The following is a 20,638-nucleotide window of genomic DNA, read 5'->3' on the forward strand; positions in this document are numbered from 1 at the left end:
CGCGTCATCCTCCGGAAAGCGCCCGTCGCACGGGCTTTTCGCTCAGCCGGATACGCACCCGGTCGGTTACCTGGCCGGCCAGCTGGCCGCAGGCGGCGTCGATGTCGTCACCGCGGGTACGGCGCACCGTGGCGACGATGCCGCGGCCGCGCAGACGGTCGCGGAAGTCGTCGATGACCTGGGGCGGCGAGCGGCGGAACTCGATGCCCGGGAACGGATTGAAGGGGATCAGGTTCACCTTCGCCGGCCGGCCGCGCAGGAGTCTGGCCAGCCGGTCCGCATGGGCCGGCGAGTCGTTCACGCCGTCCAGCATCACATACTCGAAGGTGATGTGCCGGTTGCTGCGAGCCGCGGCGTAGTCCCAGCAGGCGTCGAGCAGCTCGGCGATGGGATGCATCTTGTTGATGGGCACGAGGCGGTTCCTGAGCTCGTCGTCCGGCGCATGCAGCGAGACGGCGAGGGAGACGTTGCACTCTTCCCCGAGCCGGCGCATCTGGGGCACCAGGCCGGAGGTGCTCACGGTGACCCGGCGGCGGGACAGCCCGTAGGCATAATCGTCGATCAGCAGCCGCAGCGCCGTCACCACGTTGCGGTAATTGGCCAGCGGCTCGCCCATGCCCATGAAGACGACGTTGGTCACGGCCGGATCGCCGTTCGGCCGCGGTTCGAGTTCCCGCTGCGCCAGCCAGACCTGGCCGATGATCTCCGCCGCCGTGAGATTACGGTTGAAGCCCTGCTTCGCCGTGGCGCAGAAGGCGCAGTCCAGCGCGCAGCCCACCTGCGAGGAGATGCACAGCGTGCCCCGGTCCGGCTCGGGTATGAAAACGGTTTCCACCGCCTGCCCCCCGCCGGCCGCCGTCAGCCATTTCACGGTGCCGTCCGCGGACTGGTGCCGGGAGATGACCCGCGGCAGCGAGACCGAGGCGGTGAGCCCCAGCGCAGAGCGCAGGGACTTCGCCAGGTCGGTCATCTCGCCGAAGTCGGTGATACCCCGGCGGTGCAGCCACTGCAGCAGCTGGCGGGCGCGGAACGGCTTCTCGCCGAGACCGGCGAAGAAGCCCTCCAGCTCGTCCCGGGACAGCCCGAGCAGTTCCTGTCTTTCCGCGGGGGTGTTCATGATCCGGCCTTCGCGCGGCGATCAGCCGCGCGTGCGCTCGCAGACGCCGTCCGGGAAGAAGAAGGCGATCTCCTGAGCCGCCGTCTCCGCCGCATCGGAGCCGTGCACCACGTTCTCCTCGATGCTCTTCGCGAAGTCGGCGCGGATGGTGCCCTCGTCGGCGTCCGCCGGGTTGGTGGCCCCCATGAGGTCACGGTTGAGCGCGACGGCGTTGTCGCCCTCCAGCACCTGCACCATCACCGGCCCGGAGGTCATGTAGGACACCAGGTCCGGGAAGAAGGGACGCTCCTTGTGGACGGCGTAGAAGCCTTCGGCCTGATCCTTCGTCAGATGCAGCATACGCGCGGCGACGATGCTGAGGCCGGCATTCTCGAACCGGCGATAGATCTCTCCGATGATGTTCTTCTCCACGCCATCGGGCTTGATGATGGAGAGCGTGCGCTCACGAGCCATGGTCTTTCCTTCGTTGCCTTGTCAGAGGGTACTTGTCGGGGGTACGAAAAACTCCCGACCCGCATGCGGGTCGGGAGCATAAGCTATTAATTTTACTCGGTTTAGCCGGGCTCGGCAACGCTTTCAGACGTTGAAGCTCTCGCCGCAGCCGCACTCGCCCTTCACGTTCGGGTTGCGGAACTTGAACGCCTCGTTCAGCCCCTGCTTGACGAAGTCCACTTCCGTGCCGTCGATGTAGGACAGGCTGTCGCCGTCCACGACGATCTTGACGCCGTGATCCTCGAAGACGTGATCACTGTCCGCGACCTCGTCCGCGTAGTCGATGACGTAGGCGAACCCGGAACAGCCCGTCTTCTTCACACCCAGGCGCAGGCCCACCCCCTTGCCACGAGTGCCGATGTGGTTTTTCACCCTGTCCGCTGCCGATTGTGTCAGTGAGATGGCCATATGCGTTCTCGCTCAACTATGCTCGCCAATTGATCCGTCGTCTCATCGATCCATTCATCGATCCATTTGTCGATCCTTTTGTCGATGGTCGGAGTCTGCCGCCGCCGCCAGCGTCCGGCCGAGTTCGGCCAGCGCATCCTCTACGACCAGCAGACTGCCCGTTTTCTCCGCGGGTGCCGCCAGCGCTCCGGCCATCGCGGCCGCGGTCAGCGTGGACAGACCGGCTGTCGGACCGCCCTCGGCCTGGCGGCAGGCCCATTCGCACGCCGCGATGACCCACGGACAGCCGATCGCGCCATAGCGCATGCGGGCTATTCTACCGCCCGCGACCCCGGCGCTGAAAACGACCTCCACACCGCCGGTACGCCCCCGGGCACGGCCGCTGGCGCCACCCTCCACCTGCCCGGCGTGGGCAGCCTCACGGAAAAGGGTGAGGACTTCGGCGCCGTAATTCAAGCCGCGCGGCCTCCGAGCGGCGCGGCGATGCGCCGCAGACGGCCCACGGCGGCGGTGAAAATGTCGACCGCCCGGTCCACTTCCTCCTCCGTCGTGTAACGGCCCAGGCTGAAACGCACCGACGCGCCGGCCAGGCGGTCGTCGCGGCCCAGCGCACGCAACACGTAGGAAGGCTCGCCCGAGGTGGTATTGCACGCCGAGCCGGACGCCACCGCGAGCGGTTCCAGCGATGCGAACAGGCTCTCCCCGTCCACGCCCGCCACGCTCACGTTGACGATGCCCGGGATCCGCTCGGCACCGCCGCCGTTGACGAGGACGCCGTCCACCGCGGTGAGGCCCGCGCTCAGCCGATCCCGGAGTGCCGTCAGCCGCACCCGTTCCGCGGGCAGCTCCTCGCGTGCCCGCGCCGCCGCGGCGCCGAGCCCGACGATCTGGTGCACGGGCAGCGTGCCCGGCCGCAGCCCCCGTTCCTGGCCGCCGCCGTGCAGGAGCGGCTGCACCTGCACACCGGGACGATCCGCGATATACAGCGCCCCCACTCCCTTCGGTCCGTAGAACTTGTGGGCCGTGAGAGCGAGGAAGTCGGCGGGCAGGCGCGCGAGATCGATGGGCAGTTTGCCGACCGCCTGCGCGGCGTCCACGTGGAACAGCACGCCCCGCTCGCGGCACAGGCGGCCGATGGTCTCGACGTCGTTCACCACGCCGGTCTCGTTGTTCACCCACATCACCGCCGCTAGCACGGTGTCGTCCCGGAGCGCCGTACCGACCGAAGCCGGGTCGATGCGACCCTCGGCGTCGGGCTCGAGCCAGGTCACCTCCCAGCCCTCCCGCTCGAGGCGGCGGGCGGCATCCAGCACCGCCTTGTGTTCGATGCGCGTGGTCACGAGGTGCCGGCCACGGTCGGCGAAATACCGCGCCGCGCCGATGACGGCGAGATTGTCCGCCTCGGTCGCGCCGGAGGTGAAGACCAGTTCTCCGGGGCGGGCGCCGATCAGCGCGGCGAGTTCCGCGCGCGCGGCGTCCACGGCGGCGGCGGCGCGGCGGCCGGGTTCGTGCATCAGTGACGCCGCGTTGCCGTACACGCCGTCCCGGCCGAGGCAGCTTGCCATGGCCGCGGCCACCGCGTCGTCCACCGGCGTGGTGGCCGCGTAGTCCAGGTAGATGGGGCGGGCGTCATTCATGGTCGCGTCTCCGCTCGGCGGGCGCCAGCGAGGCCAGTATGCCCCGCAGGATGTTGATCTCGTTCATGTCCGGCTCGGCGCGGGCGAACAGCCGCCGCAGGCGCTTCATCAGGTGCCGGGGATTGTCCGGGTCGAGGAAGCGGGCGGCGAGCAGCAGCTCTTCCAGATGGCGGTAGAAGTTCTCCATCTCGCCGGCCGTCGCGGGCCGCACCTCGCGTGCCGGCGGCTCGCGGCCCGCCTCGCGCTGCATCTGCACCTCGTAGGTCACCACCTGCACCGCCATGGCCAGGTTCAGCGAACTGAACTCCGGCGCCGTGGGGATGTAGAGCAGTGCCTGGCAGCGGGCCAGGTCCTCGTTGCTCAGTCCGGATTTCTCCGGACCGAACACCAGCGCGACCGGCCCGGACGCGGATTCGGCCATGGCCTTCTCCGCCGCCTCCCGGGCGCTCAGCTCCGGCCAGGCGATGCTGCGCTGGCGCGCGCTGGCGCCGGCCACCCACACACAGTCGGCGACGGCGGCCTCCAGCGTGTCGACCACGCGCGCCGCCGCGAGCACGTCCTCCGCCCCGGACGCCCGGGCCGTGGCCTCCTCGTGGGGGAAACTGCGTGGGGCCACCAGCACGAGGTCGCCGAGGCCCATGTTCTTCATGGCCCGCGCCGTGGCGCCGATGTTGCCCGGGTGGGTCGTGCCCACCAGTACGATGCGGATCGCCGTCTCGCCGTCGCTCATCTGCCCTTGCTCATCTGCCCTTGCTCATCTGCCCTTGCTCATCTCTTCTCGCTCGTCTCCACAGGTCATCTCCACCTGGCCGTCTCGCTCACCATCCGGTCTGGTATTCTACCGCCCGCACCCACACACCCCACCACCGGATACGTATCGCGCATGCAACCACTCGCCAACATCGCCGCCATGGCGGCACGCAAGGGCGGCGACATGCTGCTACGCCAACTGAAACAGCTCGACCGGCTGAAGGTGGAGACAAAGGGCCGCAACGACTACGTCAGCGAGGCCGACCGGCAGGCCGAGGCGGTCATCGTCGATACCATCCTGAGCCACTACCCGGACCACGCGATCCTGGCCGAGGAAGGCGGCTCGCAGGGGGATTCGGATCACGTCTGGATCATCGACCCGCTGGACGGCACCACCAACTTCCTGCACGGCTTCCCGGTATTCTGCGTCTCGGTGGGCCTGCAGATCCGCGGCCGGCTGGAGCACGGTGTCATCTACGACCCGCTACGCCAGGAGATGTTCACCGCGTCCCGCGGCGAGGGCGCGCAGCTGGACGGGCGCCGCATCCGCGTGGCGAACCGCCGCGACCTGGCCGACGCCCTGATCGGCACCGGCTTCCCGTACCGGCGGGGCACCGCCGGGCTCGACCCCTACATGGCGCTCCTGAAGGACGTCATCCGCAATGCCGCCGGCGTGCGCCGGCCCGGCGCCGCCGCCCTCGACCTGGCCTACGTGGCCGCCGGTCGGCTGGACGGGTTCTGGGAGACGGGACTCAAGCCGTGGGATCTCGCCGCCGGCGCGCTGCTCATACGCGAGGCGGGCGGTATCATCAGCGGCCTGGACGGCAGCGAGGGTTTCATGGAGACCGGCCACGTGCTCGCCGGCAGCCCGAAGATCTACGCGGCGCTCGCCCGGCTGACCGCTCCCCACCTCGACGGCATCCTCGCCTAGAGACCCGCCGGCGTCGCGAAAGTCCCGCCGGGACGGAGACCGGTCAGGGCAGGTCGTCGACTTCTTCGGGGTCCTTCTCCGGCGGCAGCAGGTCCTGGGCGCTGACGCCCAGTTCCAGCGCGGTGGCGCTCGCCGTGTAGATGGACGAATACGTACCGATGATGATGCCGACGATCAGCGCCACCGAGAACGGCCCGATCGCCTCGCCGCCCAGCACCAACAGCGCCACCAGCACCAGCAGCGTCGTCAGGCCGGTGATGATGGTGCGCCCGAGCATCTGGTTGATCGAGGTGTTCATGACGTCGACCGGCTCGAGGCCGCGCAGCTTCAGGAAGTTCTCCCGGATCCGGTCGAACACCACCACGGTATCGTTCAGCGAGTAGCCGATCACCGCCAGGATGGCCGCCAGCACCGACAGGTCGAAGGGCAGCTGGAACAGCGAGAAGAAACCGAGCGTGATGATGACATCGTGAGCCAGTGCCGCGACGGCGCCGGCCGCGAAACGCCACTGGAAGCGGAACATGACGTAGGCGAAGATCATGATCAGCGTGAAGATCATGGCCAGCCCGCCCTTCTCGGTGAGTTCCTCGCCCACCTGGGGGCCGACGAAGTCCACGCGCCTCAGCTCCACGTCCGGCTCGTCGGCCTGCAGCACGTCGCGCAGGTCCTCCCGCACCTCGGTACCGCTCACGCCTTCGCGCGGCGGCAGACGCACGAGCACGTCACGCGCCGTGCCGAAGTTGGTCACCTCGGCCTCGGGGAAGTCCGCCTCGGTCAGCACCCCGCGGATGCGCTCGAGATCGGCGGCCTCGGGATAGCCGAGCTCCAGCAGGATGCCGCCCGTGAAGTCGATGCCGAAGTTCAGGCGCTGCACGGCCAGCGAGCCGACCGAGACGGCGATGAGCACCAGCGACAGGATGATCGCCGGCCAGCGCCGGCCCATGAAGTCGATGTGGGTATTGTCTGGCAGCAGCTTGAGGCTCATACCGGCACCGTCTGGATCCGCCGGGAACCGTAGACCGCATTGACCACAGCCCGGGTCCCGATGATGGCGGTGAACATGGAGGTAATGATCCCGAAGGTGAGCGTGATGGCGAAGCCCTTGATGGGGCCCGTGCCGAAGGTGAACAGCACGATGGCCGCGATCAGCGTCGTGATCTGGGCGTCGGCGATCGAGGAGAATGCCTTCTCGTAGCCGGCATGGATCGCCGCCTGGGGCGAATTACCGTTGGCGACCTCCTCGCGTATTCGCTCGAAAATGAGCACGTTGGCATCCACGGCCATGCCCACCGTCAGCACGATACCGGCGATGCCCGGCAGCGTCAGCGACGCCTGGAACAGCGACAGCAGCGCGACGATCAGCACAAGGTTGGTAAACAGCGCCACATTGGCGATGAGGCCGAAGGACCGATAGTACACGGCCATGAACAGCACCACCGCGAGGAAGCCGATGGTCACGGCCATGAAGCCGCGGTCGATGTTCTCCTGGCCCAGGCTCGGGCCGATGGTGCGCTCCTCCACCTTGAAGACGGGCGCCGCCAGCGAACCGGCGCGCAGGAGCAGCGCCAGGTCCCGCGCCTCGGCCGGGTTCAGCCCGGTGATCTGGAACTCGTTCCGGAACACGCCGCGGATAGTGGCGACGTTGATGATCTCCTCGGAGCGCTGGGTCACGTATTCGATGTCGCCGTTGCGCTCGACCACGTCCCGGGTGGTCTCGATGAACAACACCGCCATGGGCTTGTCGATGTTGGCGCGCGTGGTCTTCAGCATTCGGTCGCCGCCGGCGGCGTCCAGGCGGATGAACACCGCGGGCCCGCCGTCCTGGGAGAAACCGGAACTCGCATCCACGATCTGGTCGCCCGAGGCGATGACCTCGCGCTTCAGGCAGGTATCGGGCCCGTCGCGGAAGGGATAGCGCTGCGAGCCCAGGCCCGAGCAGTCCTCGTCCACCAGGCGGAATTCCAGCGTCGCCGTGGCGCCGAGGATGGCGTCGGCCCGCGCCGGGTCCTGGATGCCCGGCAGCTGGACGACGATGCGGTCGACGCCCTGGCGCTGCACCAGCGGTTCGGCCACGCCGAGCGCGTTCACCCGGTTCCTGAGCGTGGTGGTGTTCTGCTCGATGGCGAAGTTCTGGCGCTCGCGGATCTGCTGCTCGGTCATCGTGACCAGCAGTGACTTGCCGTCGCCGCCGTCGGCGATGTTCAGATCCTGATCCGCGTTGCGAATGATCCGGCGTGCCTCGGCGAGATCCTCGGCATCACGCACCTGCACGCGCACCCTGTCGTCCTCCACGCGCACCCGGCGGGAGATCCCGGCCTCGGTCAGCCGGGTCTCGAAGTCCTCCACGTACATCTCGAGCCGCTTGCGGATGGCGGCCTCCATGTCCACTTCGTAGAGGAAGTAGACGCCGCCGCGCAGATCGAGGCCGAGGCTCATGGGTTCCAGCCCCAGATCCCGCACCCAGGCCGGCGAGCGGGAAGCCAGCGTCAGCGCCACGGCGTAGTCGTCGCCGACGGCCTCGCGCAGCGCGTCGCTCGCCTGCAGCTGACGCTCGACGCGGTCGAAACGCATCACCACGCGGCCGTCGTCCAGGTAGGCAGCCTCGGGCGTGAGCTCCTCCTCGACGAGGATGTCGCGGAAGCGCTCCACCATGGAGGCATCCAGGGGCTCTGCGTCGGTACGCGCCACCTGCAGGGCCGGCACCGTGCCGAAGGCGTTCGGCAGGGCGAGCAGCGCCCCGATGACGACGATGCCGATAACGAGGGCATACATCCACGCGGGATATCGATTCATGGCGGACCAGAGGGCCTTGAAAGTCTTGGAAGGATGGAGCCGGCGATCGTCCGACGATCAGCCGGCGCTCTCCACCGTGCCCTTGGGGAGCACGGCGCTGATGGTCTGACGCTGTATCTTCAGCTCGACGCCGTCTGCGACCTGGATCGTCAGGAACTGATCGCTCACCGACGTGATCTTGCCGAGGATGCCGCCGGCGGTCACCACCTCGTCGCCGGCGGACAGCTGGGAGACCATCTCCCGGTGCTGCTTCTGGCGCTTCTGCTGCGGCCGGATGAGCAGGAAATAGAAAGCCGCGAACAGGATGATCATCGGCAACAGGAACCCAAGGGGGCTCTCCTGGGCCGGCGCACCCTGCGCCCAGGCACTCTCGATCAGGAAATCCATAATGACACCGTCTTAGCGGGGATACGGCGCGCTATTATTACACAACACGCGGCTCCTTTGTCCCGTGCCGCGCCAGGAACTCCGTGGCGAACGCCCCGAAGGTACCGGCCTCGAGCGCCGCGCGGATATCGCTCATCAGCCGCTGGTAGAAATGCAGGTTGTGCAGCGTCGCCAGCCGGGGACCCAGCATCTCATTGCACTTGTCCAGGTGGCGGAGATAGGCCCGGCTGTAATGGGTGCAGGTATAACAGTCGCACTCCGGGTCCAGCGCGCCGAGGTCCCCGGCGTAGCGGGCATTGCGTATCTTCAGCGTGCCGGCCGAGGTGAACAGATAGCCGTTGCGCCCGTGACGGGTCGGGATTACGCAGTCGAACATGTCCACGCCGCGGGCCACCGCCTTGACGATATCGGTCGGCGTGCCCACGCCCATCAGGTAACGGGGCCGGTCCGTCGGCATGCGGTGGGCGATGGCGTCCAGCACGGCCAGCCGCTCCTCCTCGCTCTCGCCCACCGACAGCCCGCCGATCGCGTAGCCGTCGAAGCCGGTCCCCACCAGTCCCGCCAGCGAGGCCTCCCGCAACGCGGGGTACATGCCGCCCTGGACGATGCCGAACACGGCCTCGCCGCGCCCCGGCTCGCGCTCGCGCAACTCGTCGAAGGCGCGGCGGCTGCGCGCGGCCCAGCGCAGCGAGAGTTCCATCGACTCCCGCGCCGCGTGCTCGCTGGCCGGATAGGGCGTGCACTCGTCGAAGATCATGGCGATGTCCGAGTTCAGGGTCTGCTGCATGGCCATGGCGCCTTCCGGCCCGAGGAAGATCTCGTCGCCGTTGACCGGCGAGCGGAAGGTGACGCCCTCCTCGCTGACCTTGCGCAGCGCCGCGAGGCTGAATACCTGGTAGCCGCCGGAGTCGGTGAGGATGGGGCCGGTCCAGTTCATGAACTCGTGCAGTCCGCCGTGTGCGCGGACCACCTCCGGCCCGGGCCTCAGCATGAGATGGAAAGTATTGCCGAGTATGATCTCGGCGCCGGTGCCGGCGACCTCCTCCGGGGTCATCGCCTTCACCGTGCCGTAGGTGCCGACCGGCATGAAGGCGGGTGTCTCCACCGTCCCGCGGCGGAAGGTGAGACGCCCGCGCCGCGCGGCGCCCTCCCGGATCAGCAGTTCGAAGTTCACGGGCGCGGCTCGAGCGCGTCCGGCGCCGGCCAGACGAGCATGGCGTCGCCGTAGCTGTAAAAGCGGTAGCGGCTCTCCACGGCGTGGCGGTAGGCGGCGAGCACGTTGTCCCGACCGGCGAAGGCACTCACGAGCATCAGCAGCGACGACTCCGGCAGATGGAAGTTGGTGATGATGGCATCGACCACCCGGAACCGGTAGCCGGGCATGATGAACAGCTCGGTCTCCCGGCGGCAGGGCGCGAGGCCGTCGCCGGCCGCGGCGGTCTCCAGACTGCGCACGGCCGTGGTGCCCACGGCCACCACCCGACCGCCGCGCTCGCGGGTGCGGCTCACTGCGGCGCAGAGCGCTTCGTTGACGTGCACCCGCTCGGCATGCAGCCGGCCGGTGGCGATGTTCTCCTCCCGCAGTGGCTGGAAGGTGCCCGCGCCGACGTGCAGCGTCACGAAGGCCCGCTCCACGCCCGCGGCCTCCAGCGTACCGAGCAGGGCCTCGTCGAAATGCAGGCCCGCCGTCGGCGCCGCCACGGCGCCGGGCTCACGCGCGAAGACCGTCTGGTAGTCGTCCCGGTCGCCGGCGGTATCGGGGCGGCGGATATAGGGCGGCAGCGGCACGTGGCCGTGGCGCTCGAGGTGGTCGAGCACCGGCAGGTCGAAGGCGACCCGAAAGAGGTCGCCCTCCCGTCCGGTCACCGTCGCCGTGGCGCCGCCCTCGAGCGCGAGCGATGTACCCGCCCTCGGCGACTTGCTGGCCCGCAGGTGACACAGCGCGTCCCGTTCCGTCAGCGCCCGCTCCAGCAGGAGCTCGACGCGGCCGCCGGTCTCCTTGCGGCCGTGGATGCGCGCCGGGATCACTCGCGTGTCGTTGAAGACCAGCAGGTCGCCCGGCGCGAGCAGTCCGGGCAGTTCGGTAACCGCGGAGTCGGCGAGCGAGCCGTCGCCCTGCAGCACCAGCAGGCGGCTGGCACTCCGGGGCCGGGCCGGCTCGTGGGCGATCAGCTCATCGGGCAGCTCGTAACTGTAGTCCTGCGCGCGCATGGCGGCGCATGGTATCAGACCTCCGGCAGGCCGAAATCCGCTTCCGGAGGCGGTGCCGGAGCCCGCTGCGGTGCCGCCGCGGGCGGGCGGATGCCGGGCAGCGACGGCAGGCGGGGCAGCGGTGCGAGCCCGCCCTGGCTCGCCGGTATCTGCACCGACAGATTGCGGGTACGCTTCTCGCGCATGATCTCCAGTTCGAGTTCCTCGCCCTCCTCGTAGGAGCGGAGTATCCGAATCGCGTGGGAAACGGAGCCGGGCTCACGGCCACCGATCCGGCGGATGACGTCGCCGTCCTCGAGCTTCAGCGCGGGGTCCGACGGCGCCCTCACCACCAGCAGGCCGCTGTCGGTGCCGAAATAGCGGCCGAGGTCGGGCGAGAGTTCCACCAGTTCCATGTCGCCCCAGGGACGGGCAGGACCGAACCAGACCATGGGCGCGTCGGTGCGGAAGTCGAAGTCGAAGTTCCCGCCGTCGCCGAAGAAGGTGAATGCCTGGGCCTCTTTGTCCCGGGTCTTTACACCCAGCGTGAGTTCCTGGCCGTCCCCCCTGCGCAGCTCGATGTCGATGGTGTCGCCGGGTTCGCGTTCGGCCAGGGCCTCCAGCAGACGGCGGTTGGCGGCGGAGGGGCTTTCGGCGGCGAGGGACTCGCCGTCGATCGCGGTCAGCACGTCGCCGGCCCGGATGCCGGCCTCCGCGGCCGCGCTACCGGGCGAGACGCCAAGCACCTCGACGCCCTCGACGGGGCCGTCGCCTTCGCCGGCACCCCCGCCGATGCTGACGCCGAGCACGGGCCGGCGGGCCGAGGCGATGACGCCGCGGGCATACTCCACCGCGCCGGGTACGACGCCGGAGGTGATCTCGGCGATCTCCCGGGCCGCCTCGGCCAGGCGCTCCTCGGCTGCGGCCAGGCGTTCCTCGGCCGCACGCAACCGTTCTGTCTCCGCCGCACTGCGGGCCTCGTCGGCGGTCCGCCGTTCGTCACGGACGATGATGCGCCGCTCGGCGGCCTCGTCCCGCTCCACCTCCCACGCGCTCTCCTGCGCTGCCGCCGTCGCCGCCAGGCCGAACGCCAGCACCAGCATGCCCAGGCCCGCTGTCGTCGTCTTCATCGTGTCACTCCCGGTCAGTTCCCAATCGATTACCCGTCGATTTCCAATTGTTCGCAGTTGTCCAGCCTGCCGCTCCGCCTGCCGCGACTGCGCCCGCTCTAAAGCACAACCCTGCGTGCCTGCGCATAACGCAGCTGCACCAGTGAATCCATCAGCTGCACCCGCTCGCGCCAGAGCGCCCTGGCCTCGGCCTCGCTCAGCGGGCGCTCCGGGAAACTCAGCTGCTGGTCGATCATGGCGATGCGGTCCTCCAGCGTCGCGATCGTGCTCGCGGTGCTCGCGCGCATCACGCGCGGGGTCTCGGGGGCCGCACGCAGCGCCTCCTCCAGCAGGCGGGAACGGGCCATCAGGCTGCCCAGACTGGCGTCGTTCTCGGCCGGTGTGGCGGCGAAACCGGCCTCGTCGACCGGAACCGGATCCTCGCCGGGCGACGTCCCGAACAGCGGCAGGTCCAGCAGCGCGAAAACCACCGTCGCGGCCACCGCGCCGGCAGCCAGCCACTCCAGGTCGCGCCGCACGCGCCGCCGCCGCGGCGGCCCGACGAGCCCCTCGCGTTCGGCCCGGCCGCGAATCTCCCGCCATGCGCCGCGGGGCGGCGCATGCTGCGACAGCCGCCGCAGCGCCTCCGCCAGGTCGCCGTCCCTTTCCATGCCGTTCTCTTCGTACATCTTCAACCTCCCGGCAGCACCCCGGTCACCCGGCTCGTCGCATCGCCGGGTTCGCCGGCACCGCCATCCAGCAGATCGCGCAGCCGCCGATGGGCGCGGGACAGCTGAGATTTGGAATAGCTCTCGGTCTTCTGCATCACCATCGCGATCTCCCGGTGGGTGTAGCCCTCGACGTCGTGCAGCCAGACCACCACCCGGCTCTCCGCCGGAAGACTGGCCAGTGCCGCCTCCAGATCCATGCGCAGGCCCACCGACTCAGCCACCGGCGCACCGCCGTCCACCGGCTCGTCGCCGTCGCCGAATTCGCCGGCGCGCCGGTTCCACGCCGAGCGCAGGTGCATCAGGCACTTGTTCACGGCGATGCGGCGCACCCACGTGGCCAGCGAGGCGTCGCCCCGGTAACCGGGCAGGCTGCGCATCACCTCGATGAAGGTCTCCTGCAGCATGTCCTCCGCGGCGGCCGGCGTCTTCACCAGCCGCAGGGCCAGCGTGTACACGGCCGGCGCCAGCGCCCGGTACAGGGACTCGTGGGCACCGGCCTCCCCGCGACGAGCGCGGCGGATGACCACTTCATCCACGCTGATGCCTGCAAATCCCGACATGTCGACAGCTCTTGATGCGCGAGGGAAGAGAATCGTCGCAATGCGGGTCGCAACCAGGGCCGGAAAATTCGTCGCAAGGTGGCCTGGTCAGCGACCGCAACCTATACTAGCGCCCTCCTGCCGGGATGGCGGAACTGGTAGACGCGCTGGACTCAAAATTCAGTGGGGTAACACCCGTGTGGGTTCGAGTCCCACTCCCGGCACCACAAGCACAACCCGCGGCGCGGACGGCCCGCCAGCCGGCGACACGCCCGCCTCGCGGCATCTCCCGTACTCTCCCGTATGAAATATTGTTCCAACTGCGGCAGCCTCGTCTCGAAGACCATACCCGCCGGCGACAACCGCGAGCGCTGGGTCTGCAGCGAATGCGACTACGTGCACTACCAGAACCCGCGGATCGTGGTCGGCTGCGTGCCGGCGCGGGGCGACGAGGTGCTGCTCTGCCGCCGGGCCATCGAGCCCCGGCTCGGCTACTGGACAGTGCCCGCCGGCTTCATGGAACTGGGCGAGACGATGGAGGAAGGCGCGGCGCGGGAGACCCGGGAAGAGGCGCTGGCCGAGGTGGAGATCGGGCGCCTGTTCGCCACCGTCGACGTAGTGCAGGCGGGCCAGGTACACGTCTTCTACACCGCCCGGCTGCTGGGCGGATTCGGCGTCGGCGACGAGAGCCAGGAGGTGGCCCTGTTCGCGGAGGCCGACATCCCCTGGGACGAGATATCCTTCCCCAGCGTCCGCTTCGCCCTCGAGCGCTACTTCGAGGATGCCGGCAGGGACCGGGGTGTGCACAGCCACAAAGCGCCCCGGATCCGGCTCTGACGGGCTCTGAGCGCGCCGCAGACTCTATGGCATAATCCCGCCTCCGCTCCGGCGGGTCACGGTTCAAGAGCGAACAGAGGAAACGAGGTAACAATGACCTTCGTCGTCACCGAGAGCTGCATCAAGTGCAAATACACGGACTGTGTCGAGGTCTGCCCGGTGGATTGTTTCCACGAAGGCCCGAACTTCCTGGTCATCGACCCCGAGGAATGCATCGACTGCACGCTGTGCGAACCGGAGTGCCCGGTGGAGGCCATCTACTCCGAGGACGAGTTGCCGGCGGGCCAGGAGAAATTCCTGGAGCTGAATGCGGAACTGAGCCGCGAGTGGCCGGTGATCACCGAAGCGAAGGATCCGCCCGAGGACGCGAAGGAATGGGAAGGCGTCCCGGACAAGCTGGAGCACCTGGAGCGCTGAGCCGCGCTCCCGCCCGTCACTCCTCGCCGTCACCCTCCAGCCGCTCCAGCAGCTGCGCTGGCGGCAGGTAACCGCTCACCAGTTCGCCGGTCTCGGTCACGATGGCCGGCGTGCCCCGCAGGCCGATGTCGCGGCCGAGGTCATAGTGGCGCTGCACCATTGACGCATCGCACTCGCGAGACTGGACCGGCTGGTCGTTCTTGGCGCGCGTGAGCGCCGTGTTGCGGTCGTCGGCGCACCAGACGCTCTCCGCCTTCTGCCATGACGCCTGCCCGGGGCCGCTGCGCGGATACAGGAGATAGCGGACCGCGATGCCCGCATCGTTGTACTCGTCGATCTCGCGGTGCAGCTTGCGGCAGAAGCCGCAGTCGATGTCCGTGAAGATGCTGACCGTGTGCTTCGGATCGGCCGGCGCGAACACGATGGCATCCTCGTCCGCCAGCGCATCCATCGCGCGCCGGCGCTCGCCGTTCATGGCCGACTCGGTCAGGTTGGTGCGGGTCTCCAGGTCGATGAGGTCGCCCTGGAACAGGTAGCGGCCGTCCGTCGTGACGTAGGCCACCAGCACGCCCTGCCGGATCTCGAAGAAACCCGGGATCGGACCCTCGTTGATGCTCTCCGGATCGAGCTGCGGGAAGCGCTCGGTGATCTGCGCACGCACGCGCGCGAGGTCTTCGTCCGTATCCGCCAGGGCCGCGGCGGGAGCCAGCCCGGCGGCAAGCGACACGCTCAGTAAGACGCCGGCTGAGAGAATCGGCAACAGCGATCCGATGACACTACGCATAGAGAGTCCTCTGATTGACGGTTGACCGGCCGCGCCTGGGGCAGGCCGGGAACATGAGGAATGGGACAAGCCGGTCCGCCCATCGTTCCCGCCCCGGCCGGGCGGCGCGCATTGTAGCAGAGGGTGCGCCGGGATCCGGCAGCCGGGCCGAATCAGCCCCGGGGGTGATGCGCCCCGTGCAGGTCCTTCAGCCGTTCCCGCGCCACGTGGGTGTAGATCTGCGTGGTGGACAGGTCGCTGTGACCGAGCAGCAGCTGCACCACGCGCAGGTCCGCACCGTTGTTCAGCAGGTGGGTGGCGAAGGCATGGCGCAGTGTATGGGGGGAGAGCTTCTTCTTCACGCCGGCTTTCTGGGCGTAGCGCTTGATAATGTGCCAGAAGGCCTGCCGGGTCATGCGGTCGCCCCGGCGGGTGGGAAACATGTAGTCGGTCTGGCGCTCCAGCAGGATCTCGACCCGGGGACCCTCCATGAAGTCCCGCAGCCAGCGCTGGGACTCATCGCCGAGCGGGATCAGCCGCTCGCGGTCGCCCTTGCCGACGATGCGCAGGACGCCCTGGTTCAGGTTGACCTGATTCTGCTTGAGATTGATCAGCTCCGAGACCCGCAGGCCCGTGGCATAGAGCAGCTCCAGCATCGCCCGGTCACGGTGGCCGAGGGGCTCCTCCGTATTCGGCGCGCCCAGCAGCGCCTCCACCTCCTCCTCGGTGAGCGACTTCGGCAGCGAACGGCCGATACGCGGCATCTCGATGTCCGCGGTCGGATCGTCCGCGATCACGCCTTCGCGGCAGAGATAGCGGAAGAAGCGGCGGAAACTGGACAGCTGGCGCGCCGTGGAACGGGGTTTGGCGCCCTGCTCCACCCGCCAGGCGATGAAGGCCAGCAATTCCGGCTTGCCGGCCCGCACGATCTCGGTGCCGTCGTCGGCGACGAAGCGTGCCAGCGCCATGAGGTCGGCGCGATACGCGCCCAGCGTATTCTTCGACAGGCCCCGCTCCATCCAGATGGCGTCGAGGAACTTGTCGATCATGGCCTCGGAGGCCGCACTGACGGCTGCCTCCTCGGTCTGTTTGCGCGCTGGGCTATAGCTCATCTTGCGTATCTTCGGTCGCTGCTCGCTGGTTGCGGCCAACTGCGCTGGCCCTGTGACGGCCAATTACAATGGCCACTGGCGGATCGGAGAGCGAGTATGTCCGCCCGGCCTCAGGGGGGGCGTGACCGCTGTCACAGATTCCCCAAAGCATTAACATAACGTGACCGGGTTCACACTCTTCGATGCGAACCCGCTACGCTGAGGGAAAATGACCAGACTGATCCGACTCGCCCGCGAGGCGTGGCATGCGCTGTACGGCCTGTGGTTCGCTGCCGTGTTCCTCGTCTGTGTTCCGGTCACGCTGCTGCTGGTCACCGTCCTGCCCGGCCTGGGCCGGCGCCGGGCGGCCGCGCGCAACGGCGCCCGCCTGCTCTTCCTGGCCACCGGCATGGGCCCCGGCATCGATAACCGCCGGCACCTGCCGGGACGGCCCTGCGTGGTGGTGGCCAACCACGCGAGCTACCTGGACGGCATCATCCTCTGCGCCGCGCTGCCACCGCGTTTCGCCTTCGTCATCAAGAGCGAGATGCAGCGGGTACCGCTGGCGCACTACCTGCTGCGGCGCATCGGCGCCCAGTTCGTCGAGCGTTTCCATCACGGCCGCAGCGCACGGGATGCCCGCACCATCCTGCGCCGCGCTCACGTCGGCGAGTCGCTGGCCTTCTTCCCGGAGGGCACCTTCCACGCGGAGCCCGGGCTGCGCCGTTTCCGCGGCGGCGCCTTCGCCGTCGCGGTCAAGGCGCAGGCGCCGCTGGTGCCGGCCGTGATCCACGGCTCCCGCCATGCGCTGCCGTCGAGCAGGCTGCTGCCCCGGCCGCAACGCCTGCGCGTCACCCTGCTGGAGCCGATCGACACCGCCGGCCAGACGCCCGCATCTCTCGCCACCCTCTCACGGAGGCGGATCCTGGCGCATCTGGACGAGCCCGATCTGCATCCGCCGGCGGAGACGCCGGTCCCGCGGGAGGACGGACGGGACGAGACGAGAGCCGGGACCGAAGCCCCGGCAGACGCCGGGACGGAGGCCCGCGGACCGGCCGGGATCCGGCGTCTGTGAACGGGCCCCGGTCGGACGGCTTCAGCCGGAGGCGATCCGCGCGGCCTCCACGGCCTGGCGGTCGCGCACGAAGGCGATCCAGGCGGCGGCGTTCTGGCGCTCCTTGGCGTCGCCGGTCTCACGCACCTTGTCGAACGCCTGCAGCGCCTCTCCGAGGCGATCGAGCTCGGTGTAGGCCATGCCCATCAGCAGCCAGGCCCGGGCGGGCGTCTCCGTGCCCGCGTCCAGCGCCTGGCGGGCCGCCGCGATAACGTCCTCCCAGCGTGCCTGCTCGTTCAGGATACTCGCCTTGTCCATGTAGTACTTGGGATCGCCGGTGAGCTGACCGAGCTGGTCGATCACCGCGACGGCGCGGTCGTATTCCTTCGCCGAGGTCCACGCCGAGCGCAGCAGGTTCAGGTTGTCGGCGTCGCGCTCGACCGCACCCTCCTCGATGCCGCGGGCGAGTATCCGGCCGGCGACGTAGGGACTGTCCAGGTACAGGTTAAGGCGCACCAGGTTGAGGATCTTGGCGCCCTCGGTAATCAGGCCGCGGTTGTAGGCGGCCATCATGGTGGCCAGCGCCAGCTGGTCCTCCTTCAGCTCCAGGTACACGCCGGACAGGGTTTCCCAGTAGCGACGCTTGTCCGGCCAGAGCCGGACCATCGTGCGCAGTACATCGACGGCCGCCCGAAAGGCCTCTTCCTCCATGTGGATGGCCAGTTCCAGCTGATACCAGGACTCCTTCGGCTTCTCGGCCTTCTCGATGGCGAGCTGCACACAGGGCAGCGCCTCACGGTAACGCTCGAGTTCGGCGAAACTGCCGGCCACCAGGATGTAGGCCGAAGCGTCGGGCTCCTCGGCGTAGCGGAACCAGGTGCGCATGGTCTCGATGGCATCCTCGTAGCGCCCCTCGGACTGGTACAGGCCGGCCAGCGAGTAGAGCATGCCCTGCTGGGCCTGGGTGCTGAGGGCATCCTCGGCCAGGCTGCGCTCGAAGTAATCGATGGCCTTGCCGAAATCGCCGCGCGCGGAATAGATGAAGCCGTAGGTCTGCCACATCAGCGCCTTCTCGTAGTCGTTCAGGCGCATGTTCTCCATCTTGCCGATCTCGTTGAGGGCCTCGTCGTAACGGTCCTCGCCCATCAGCTCGTGGATCTTGGACAGCCGCTTGTAGGCCAGCTCGCCCATGGTGCTGCCCGGGTCGTCGCGATCCACGGCGGTGGTGTCGAGGCAGACCTTGCCCTGGGCCAGGGCCGGTCCGGTTGCCAGCACGAGCAGCGCGGCCATGGCGCCCATGGCGCCACGCACGATGCCCGCGCAGGAGAGGGCCCGACCGCTCATGTCGCCTCGTCGATGTTGAAGTCGATCCGCTGGGTGGCCCTCCGCTTCACCGGCTGGCCGTCTACGATGCGCGGCTTGAACTTCCACTTGAAGATGGCGCGCAGCGCATTGCGCTCGAACATCCGGCGCGGCTCGGCGTCCACCACCTCCGGGTCGGAGACCGTGCCGTCCTCGTTGATGGTGAACTCGATCAGCACCCAGCCGCTGATGCCCTCGATGAGGGCCTCCCGCGGCCACTGGGGCTCGATGCGCACGATGGGGATGACGTCGCCTTCGGCACCGGGATCGCCGGCGCTCCACTGGCCGAGATACGGTCCGCCGCCCGCGCTCGCCGGCATGTTGATGCGCGGAGTCTCCATGCGCGGCAGATCCGGCCGCGGCTTGTCCTGAGAGGGCTGACTCAGCTTCGGCGGCGGCGGCGGCTCCTTCGGCTTCTCCGGTTCCGGCGGCGGCTTGCGCTCCTTGATGTTCTCGATCTCGTCCTGCTCCACGCGGACGAAGTTGAGCGACAGGCGGTCGTCGTCGTCCTTGTGGATGTCGGGCGAGCCCGAGATGAGCTGGTGCATCAGCAGGAACAGGCCGAGCGCCACCAAGATGCCGGCACCGAGGGATATCAGGAACCTCATGTCCTGCCTCCCCGTCCGCGCGCCTGCGTGCCATTCGTCCTCACGTGCCCTCCGGCTCGGCCGCCACCGAGATGTCGACCACGCCCCCGAGTCTCACCTGATCCATGATGTCGATCAAGGTGCCCGTGGGCGATTCCTGGTCGGCGATGATCACCGCCGAACTCTCCGGGTTCTCGGTCAGGGCGTTCTCAACGATCTGGCGGATCTGGTTCAGCTCGACTTCCCGCTTGTTCATCCAGATATCGCCCGTCTGGTCCACGCCGATCAGGATGTTGCCGCGAGGACGCGCCTCCGCCGTCTCCGCCTCGGGCCGGGTGGGATCGATGCCCGTCTCCTTCACGAAGGAGGTGGTCACGATGAAGAAGATCAGCATGATGAACACGATGTCGAGCATCGGCGTGATGTTGATCTCCGTCTCTTCCTCCGGCGTCGAGTGCTTGCGCGCCATGAACTCTCTCCGGTCAGTCGGCCAGCGCGGCCAGTGAAACCTTGCTGGCGCCCGCCACCCGGGCCTGGTCGACGACCCGCACCAGGATGCCGGCATCGGCGTTGCGGTCGGCAGCTATCACCACGGCCGCATCCGGATCCACCGCGAGGCCGCTCTCGATGTTGGCCCGCACGGCGCGGATGTCGGTGGGCCGGCCCTTGATGGAGATCTGCCCCGTGTCGCTGATGCGGATGGCGATCACCTCGGAGAGCTTCTGGTCCTTCGGCGGCTCGTTGGAGGGACGGTTCAGGTCGACGCCGAACTCCTTCACGAAGGAGGTCGTGACGATGAAGAAGATCAGCATGATGAACACGATGTCGAGCATCGGCGTGATGTTGATCTCCGCCTCCTCGTCGTGCCGTTTCAGCCGTCTGCGCATCGCTAGCTCCGCGGCCCCCTCAGTGGTGGACCAGCATCTCCTCGAAACGTTGGACTTCCTTGCCGGCGCGCCGTTCGAGATAGGTGGCCAGATACAGACCGGACAGCGCCGCCACCAGACCGGCCATGGTCGGGATGGTGGCCGCCGAGACGCCGCCGGCCATCAACCGCGCGTTACCGGTGCCGGCGAACGCCATCACGTCGAACACCAAAATCATGCCGGTCACGGTGCCCAGCAGGCCGAGCAGCGGCAGGATCGCCATCAGCGTCTTGATCATCAGGATATAGCGGTGACTCTCGAGCGAGACCTCCGAGATCAGCTGGTCGCGGATGCGCCGTGCGAACCAGGAGGTGGTGTCCTCGCGCTGGTCCCACTCCTCGATGGCCCGTCGCTCGAGGCCGGGCAGCACCCAGCGGAAGAACCAGAAGCGCTCGATGATCAGCGTCCACATCAGCGTGGTCACGGCCAGGATGGCCCAGAGCACGTCGCCGCCGGCTTCGAAGAAGCTGCGGATGGCGATGAATGCGGACTCGAGCAGATACACCGGTGCGCCCCG

General features: G+C 68.5%; 25 protein-coding genes and 1 tRNA gene. 5 read left to right on the forward strand and 21 right to left on the reverse strand.

What is annotated here, in order from left to right; genetic code table 11:
• Window positions 1-4 precede the first annotated feature (4 nt).
• The 6 genes from rlmN to ACJMKZ_RS03295 form a co-directional block, all read right to left on the reverse strand.
• The gene (gene rlmN / locus ACJMKZ_RS03270; protein ID WP_405231768.1) at window positions 5-1,117 is read right to left on the reverse strand and encodes a 23S rRNA (adenine(2503)-C(2))-methyltransferase RlmN; all 1,113 of its coding nucleotides are present in this window, start codon (window positions 1,115-1,117) and stop codon (window positions 5-7) included.
• A 21-nt stretch (window positions 1,118-1,138) separates the two neighbouring features.
• A complete protein-coding gene (ndk, locus tag ACJMKZ_RS03275; protein ID WP_405231769.1) occupies window positions 1,139-1,570 on the reverse strand; it encodes a nucleoside-diphosphate kinase in 432 nt (143 codons plus the stop codon).
• A gap of 123 nt (window positions 1,571-1,693) precedes the next feature.
• Window positions 1,694-2,017 (reverse strand): iron-sulfur cluster assembly protein IscA, encoded by a 324-nt coding sequence (iscA, locus tag ACJMKZ_RS03280; RefSeq protein ID WP_405231770.1) that lies wholly within the window; start codon window positions 2,015-2,017, stop codon window positions 1,694-1,696.
• Window positions 2,018-2,071: 54 nt separating this feature from the next.
• Window positions 2,072-2,473 (reverse strand): hypothetical protein, encoded by a 402-nt coding sequence (locus tag ACJMKZ_RS03285; RefSeq protein ID WP_405231771.1) that lies wholly within the window; start codon window positions 2,471-2,473, stop codon window positions 2,072-2,074.
• Window positions 2,470-3,654, reverse strand: coding sequence for an aminotransferase class V-fold PLP-dependent enzyme (locus ACJMKZ_RS03290; protein ID WP_405231772.1), 1,185 nt, complete (start codon window positions 3,652-3,654; stop codon window positions 2,470-2,472). The genes ACJMKZ_RS03285 and ACJMKZ_RS03290 overlap by 4 nt, the downstream gene beginning before the upstream one ends.
• Window positions 3,647-4,384, reverse strand: a complete 738-nt coding sequence (locus ACJMKZ_RS03295) for an RNA methyltransferase (protein ID WP_405231773.1) — start codon at window positions 4,382-4,384, stop codon at window positions 3,647-3,649. The genes ACJMKZ_RS03290 and ACJMKZ_RS03295 overlap by 8 nt, the downstream gene beginning before the upstream one ends.
• Window positions 4,385-4,537: 153 nt before the next feature.
• Between ACJMKZ_RS03295 and ACJMKZ_RS03300 the strand changes: the two genes are divergently transcribed.
• Window positions 4,538-5,335, forward strand: coding sequence for an inositol monophosphatase family protein (locus tag ACJMKZ_RS03300; protein ID WP_405231774.1), 798 nt, complete (start codon window positions 4,538-4,540; stop codon window positions 5,333-5,335).
• A gap of 43 nt (window positions 5,336-5,378) precedes the next feature.
• Here ACJMKZ_RS03300 and secF read toward each other — a convergent pair whose 3' ends face one another.
• From secF to ACJMKZ_RS03340, 8 genes are all read right to left on the reverse strand, one after another.
• Window positions 5,379-6,320: a protein translocase subunit SecF gene (secF, locus tag ACJMKZ_RS03305; protein ID WP_405231775.1), complete on the reverse strand. Its 942-nt coding sequence runs from the start codon at window positions 6,318-6,320 to the stop codon at window positions 5,379-5,381.
• On the reverse strand, window positions 6,317-8,128 hold the full coding sequence (gene secD, locus ACJMKZ_RS03310) for a protein translocase subunit SecD (RefSeq protein ID WP_405231776.1): 1,812 nt from the start codon (window positions 8,126-8,128) through the stop codon (window positions 6,317-6,319). The genes secF and secD overlap by 4 nt, the downstream gene beginning before the upstream one ends.
• A 57-nt stretch (window positions 8,129-8,185) precedes the next feature.
• Complete coding sequence (yajC, locus tag ACJMKZ_RS03315) at window positions 8,186-8,515, reverse strand: preprotein translocase subunit YajC (protein WP_405231777.1); 330 nt, start codon at window positions 8,513-8,515, stop codon at window positions 8,186-8,188.
• Window positions 8,516-8,552: 37 nt separating this feature from the next.
• A complete protein-coding gene (gene tgt, locus ACJMKZ_RS03320; RefSeq protein ID WP_405231778.1) occupies window positions 8,553-9,689 on the reverse strand; it encodes a tRNA guanosine(34) transglycosylase Tgt in 1,137 nt (378 codons plus the stop codon).
• Window positions 9,686-10,726, reverse strand: a complete 1,041-nt coding sequence (gene queA, locus ACJMKZ_RS03325) for a tRNA preQ1(34) S-adenosylmethionine ribosyltransferase-isomerase QueA (RefSeq protein WP_405231779.1) — start codon at window positions 10,724-10,726, stop codon at window positions 9,686-9,688. Before queA ends, tgt begins: the two co-directional genes overlap by 4 nt.
• A gap of 14 nt (window positions 10,727-10,740) precedes the next feature.
• A complete protein-coding gene (locus ACJMKZ_RS03330) occupies window positions 10,741-11,835 on the reverse strand; it encodes a PDZ domain-containing protein (protein ID WP_405231780.1) in 1,095 nt (364 codons plus the stop codon).
• 98 nt (window positions 11,836-11,933) lie between these two features.
• Window positions 11,934-12,503, reverse strand: a complete 570-nt coding sequence (locus ACJMKZ_RS03335) for a hypothetical protein (RefSeq protein ID WP_405231781.1) — start codon at window positions 12,501-12,503, stop codon at window positions 11,934-11,936.
• 2 nt (window positions 12,504-12,505) lie between these two features.
• Window positions 12,506-13,105, reverse strand: a complete 600-nt coding sequence (locus ACJMKZ_RS03340; protein ID WP_405231782.1) for an RNA polymerase sigma factor — start codon at window positions 13,103-13,105, stop codon at window positions 12,506-12,508.
• 119 nt (window positions 13,106-13,224) lie between these two features.
• Between ACJMKZ_RS03340 and ACJMKZ_RS03345 the strand changes: the two genes are divergently transcribed.
• The 3 genes from ACJMKZ_RS03345 to fdxA all read left to right on the forward strand — a co-directional run bounded on the left by ACJMKZ_RS03345 (window position 13,225) and on the right by fdxA (window position 14,338).
• A tRNA-Leu gene (locus ACJMKZ_RS03345) sits at window positions 13,225-13,311 on the forward strand.
• Between the two features lie 76 nt (window positions 13,312-13,387).
• On the forward strand, window positions 13,388-13,921 hold the full coding sequence (locus ACJMKZ_RS03350; RefSeq protein ID WP_405231783.1) for an NUDIX hydrolase: 534 nt from the start codon (window positions 13,388-13,390) through the stop codon (window positions 13,919-13,921).
• Window positions 13,922-14,014: 93 nt separating this feature from the next.
• Complete coding sequence (fdxA, locus tag ACJMKZ_RS03355; protein ID WP_405231784.1) at window positions 14,015-14,338, forward strand: ferredoxin FdxA; 324 nt, start codon at window positions 14,015-14,017, stop codon at window positions 14,336-14,338.
• 16 nt (window positions 14,339-14,354) lie between these two features.
• On the opposite strand, the gene ACJMKZ_RS03360 is transcribed toward fdxA, so the two are convergent.
• Both ACJMKZ_RS03360 and xerD read right to left on the reverse strand, forming a co-directional pair.
• Window positions 14,355-15,122, reverse strand: a complete 768-nt coding sequence (locus ACJMKZ_RS03360; protein WP_405231785.1) for a DsbC family protein — start codon at window positions 15,120-15,122, stop codon at window positions 14,355-14,357.
• 152 nt (window positions 15,123-15,274) lie between these two features.
• Window positions 15,275-16,213 carry a site-specific tyrosine recombinase XerD gene (xerD, locus tag ACJMKZ_RS03365; RefSeq protein WP_405231786.1) on the reverse strand — a complete coding sequence of 313 codons (939 nt, stop codon included), beginning with the start codon at window positions 16,211-16,213 and terminating at the stop codon, window positions 15,275-15,277.
• Between the two features lie 208 nt (window positions 16,214-16,421).
• Here xerD and ACJMKZ_RS03370 point away from each other — a divergent pair, with 208 nt between their 5' ends.
• Window positions 16,422-17,267: a lysophospholipid acyltransferase family protein gene (locus ACJMKZ_RS03370; RefSeq protein ID WP_405231787.1), complete on the forward strand. Its 846-nt coding sequence runs from the start codon at window positions 16,422-16,424 to the stop codon at window positions 17,265-17,267.
• Window positions 17,268-17,288: 21 nt separating this feature from the next.
• Here the strand turns inward: ACJMKZ_RS03370 and ACJMKZ_RS03375 are convergent, their stop codons facing one another.
• Genes ACJMKZ_RS03375 through ACJMKZ_RS03395 form a run of 5 tightly spaced genes read right to left on the reverse strand, consistent with a single transcriptional unit; the run spans window position 17,289 to window position 20,626 of the window.
• Window positions 17,289-18,590, reverse strand: coding sequence for a tetratricopeptide repeat protein (locus tag ACJMKZ_RS03375; RefSeq protein ID WP_405231788.1), 1,302 nt, complete (start codon window positions 18,588-18,590; stop codon window positions 17,289-17,291).
• Window positions 18,587-19,216, reverse strand: a complete 630-nt coding sequence (locus ACJMKZ_RS03380) for an energy transducer TonB (protein WP_405231789.1) — start codon at window positions 19,214-19,216, stop codon at window positions 18,587-18,589. Before ACJMKZ_RS03380 ends, ACJMKZ_RS03375 begins: the two co-directional genes overlap by 4 nt.
• Before the next feature lie 40 nt (window positions 19,217-19,256).
• On the reverse strand, window positions 19,257-19,664 hold the full coding sequence (locus ACJMKZ_RS03385) for an ExbD/TolR family protein (protein WP_405231790.1): 408 nt from the start codon (window positions 19,662-19,664) through the stop codon (window positions 19,257-19,259).
• Between the two features lie 13 nt (window positions 19,665-19,677).
• Entirely contained in the window at window positions 19,678-20,082 is a 405-nt protein-coding gene (locus ACJMKZ_RS03390; RefSeq protein ID WP_405231791.1) for an ExbD/TolR family protein, read from the reverse strand.
• Window positions 20,083-20,101: 19 nt separating this feature from the next.
• Window positions 20,102-20,626: a MotA/TolQ/ExbB proton channel family protein gene (locus ACJMKZ_RS03395; protein WP_405231792.1), complete on the reverse strand. Its 525-nt coding sequence runs from the start codon at window positions 20,624-20,626 to the stop codon at window positions 20,102-20,104.
• Window positions 20,627-20,638: the final 12 nt, after the last annotated feature.

Origin of the sequence: Lentisalinibacter salinarum (genome assembly GCF_040706555.1) — a bacterium.
GTDB classification, from domain to species: Bacteria; Pseudomonadota; Gammaproteobacteria; order Steroidobacterales; family Woeseiaceae; genus Lentisalinibacter; species Lentisalinibacter salinarum.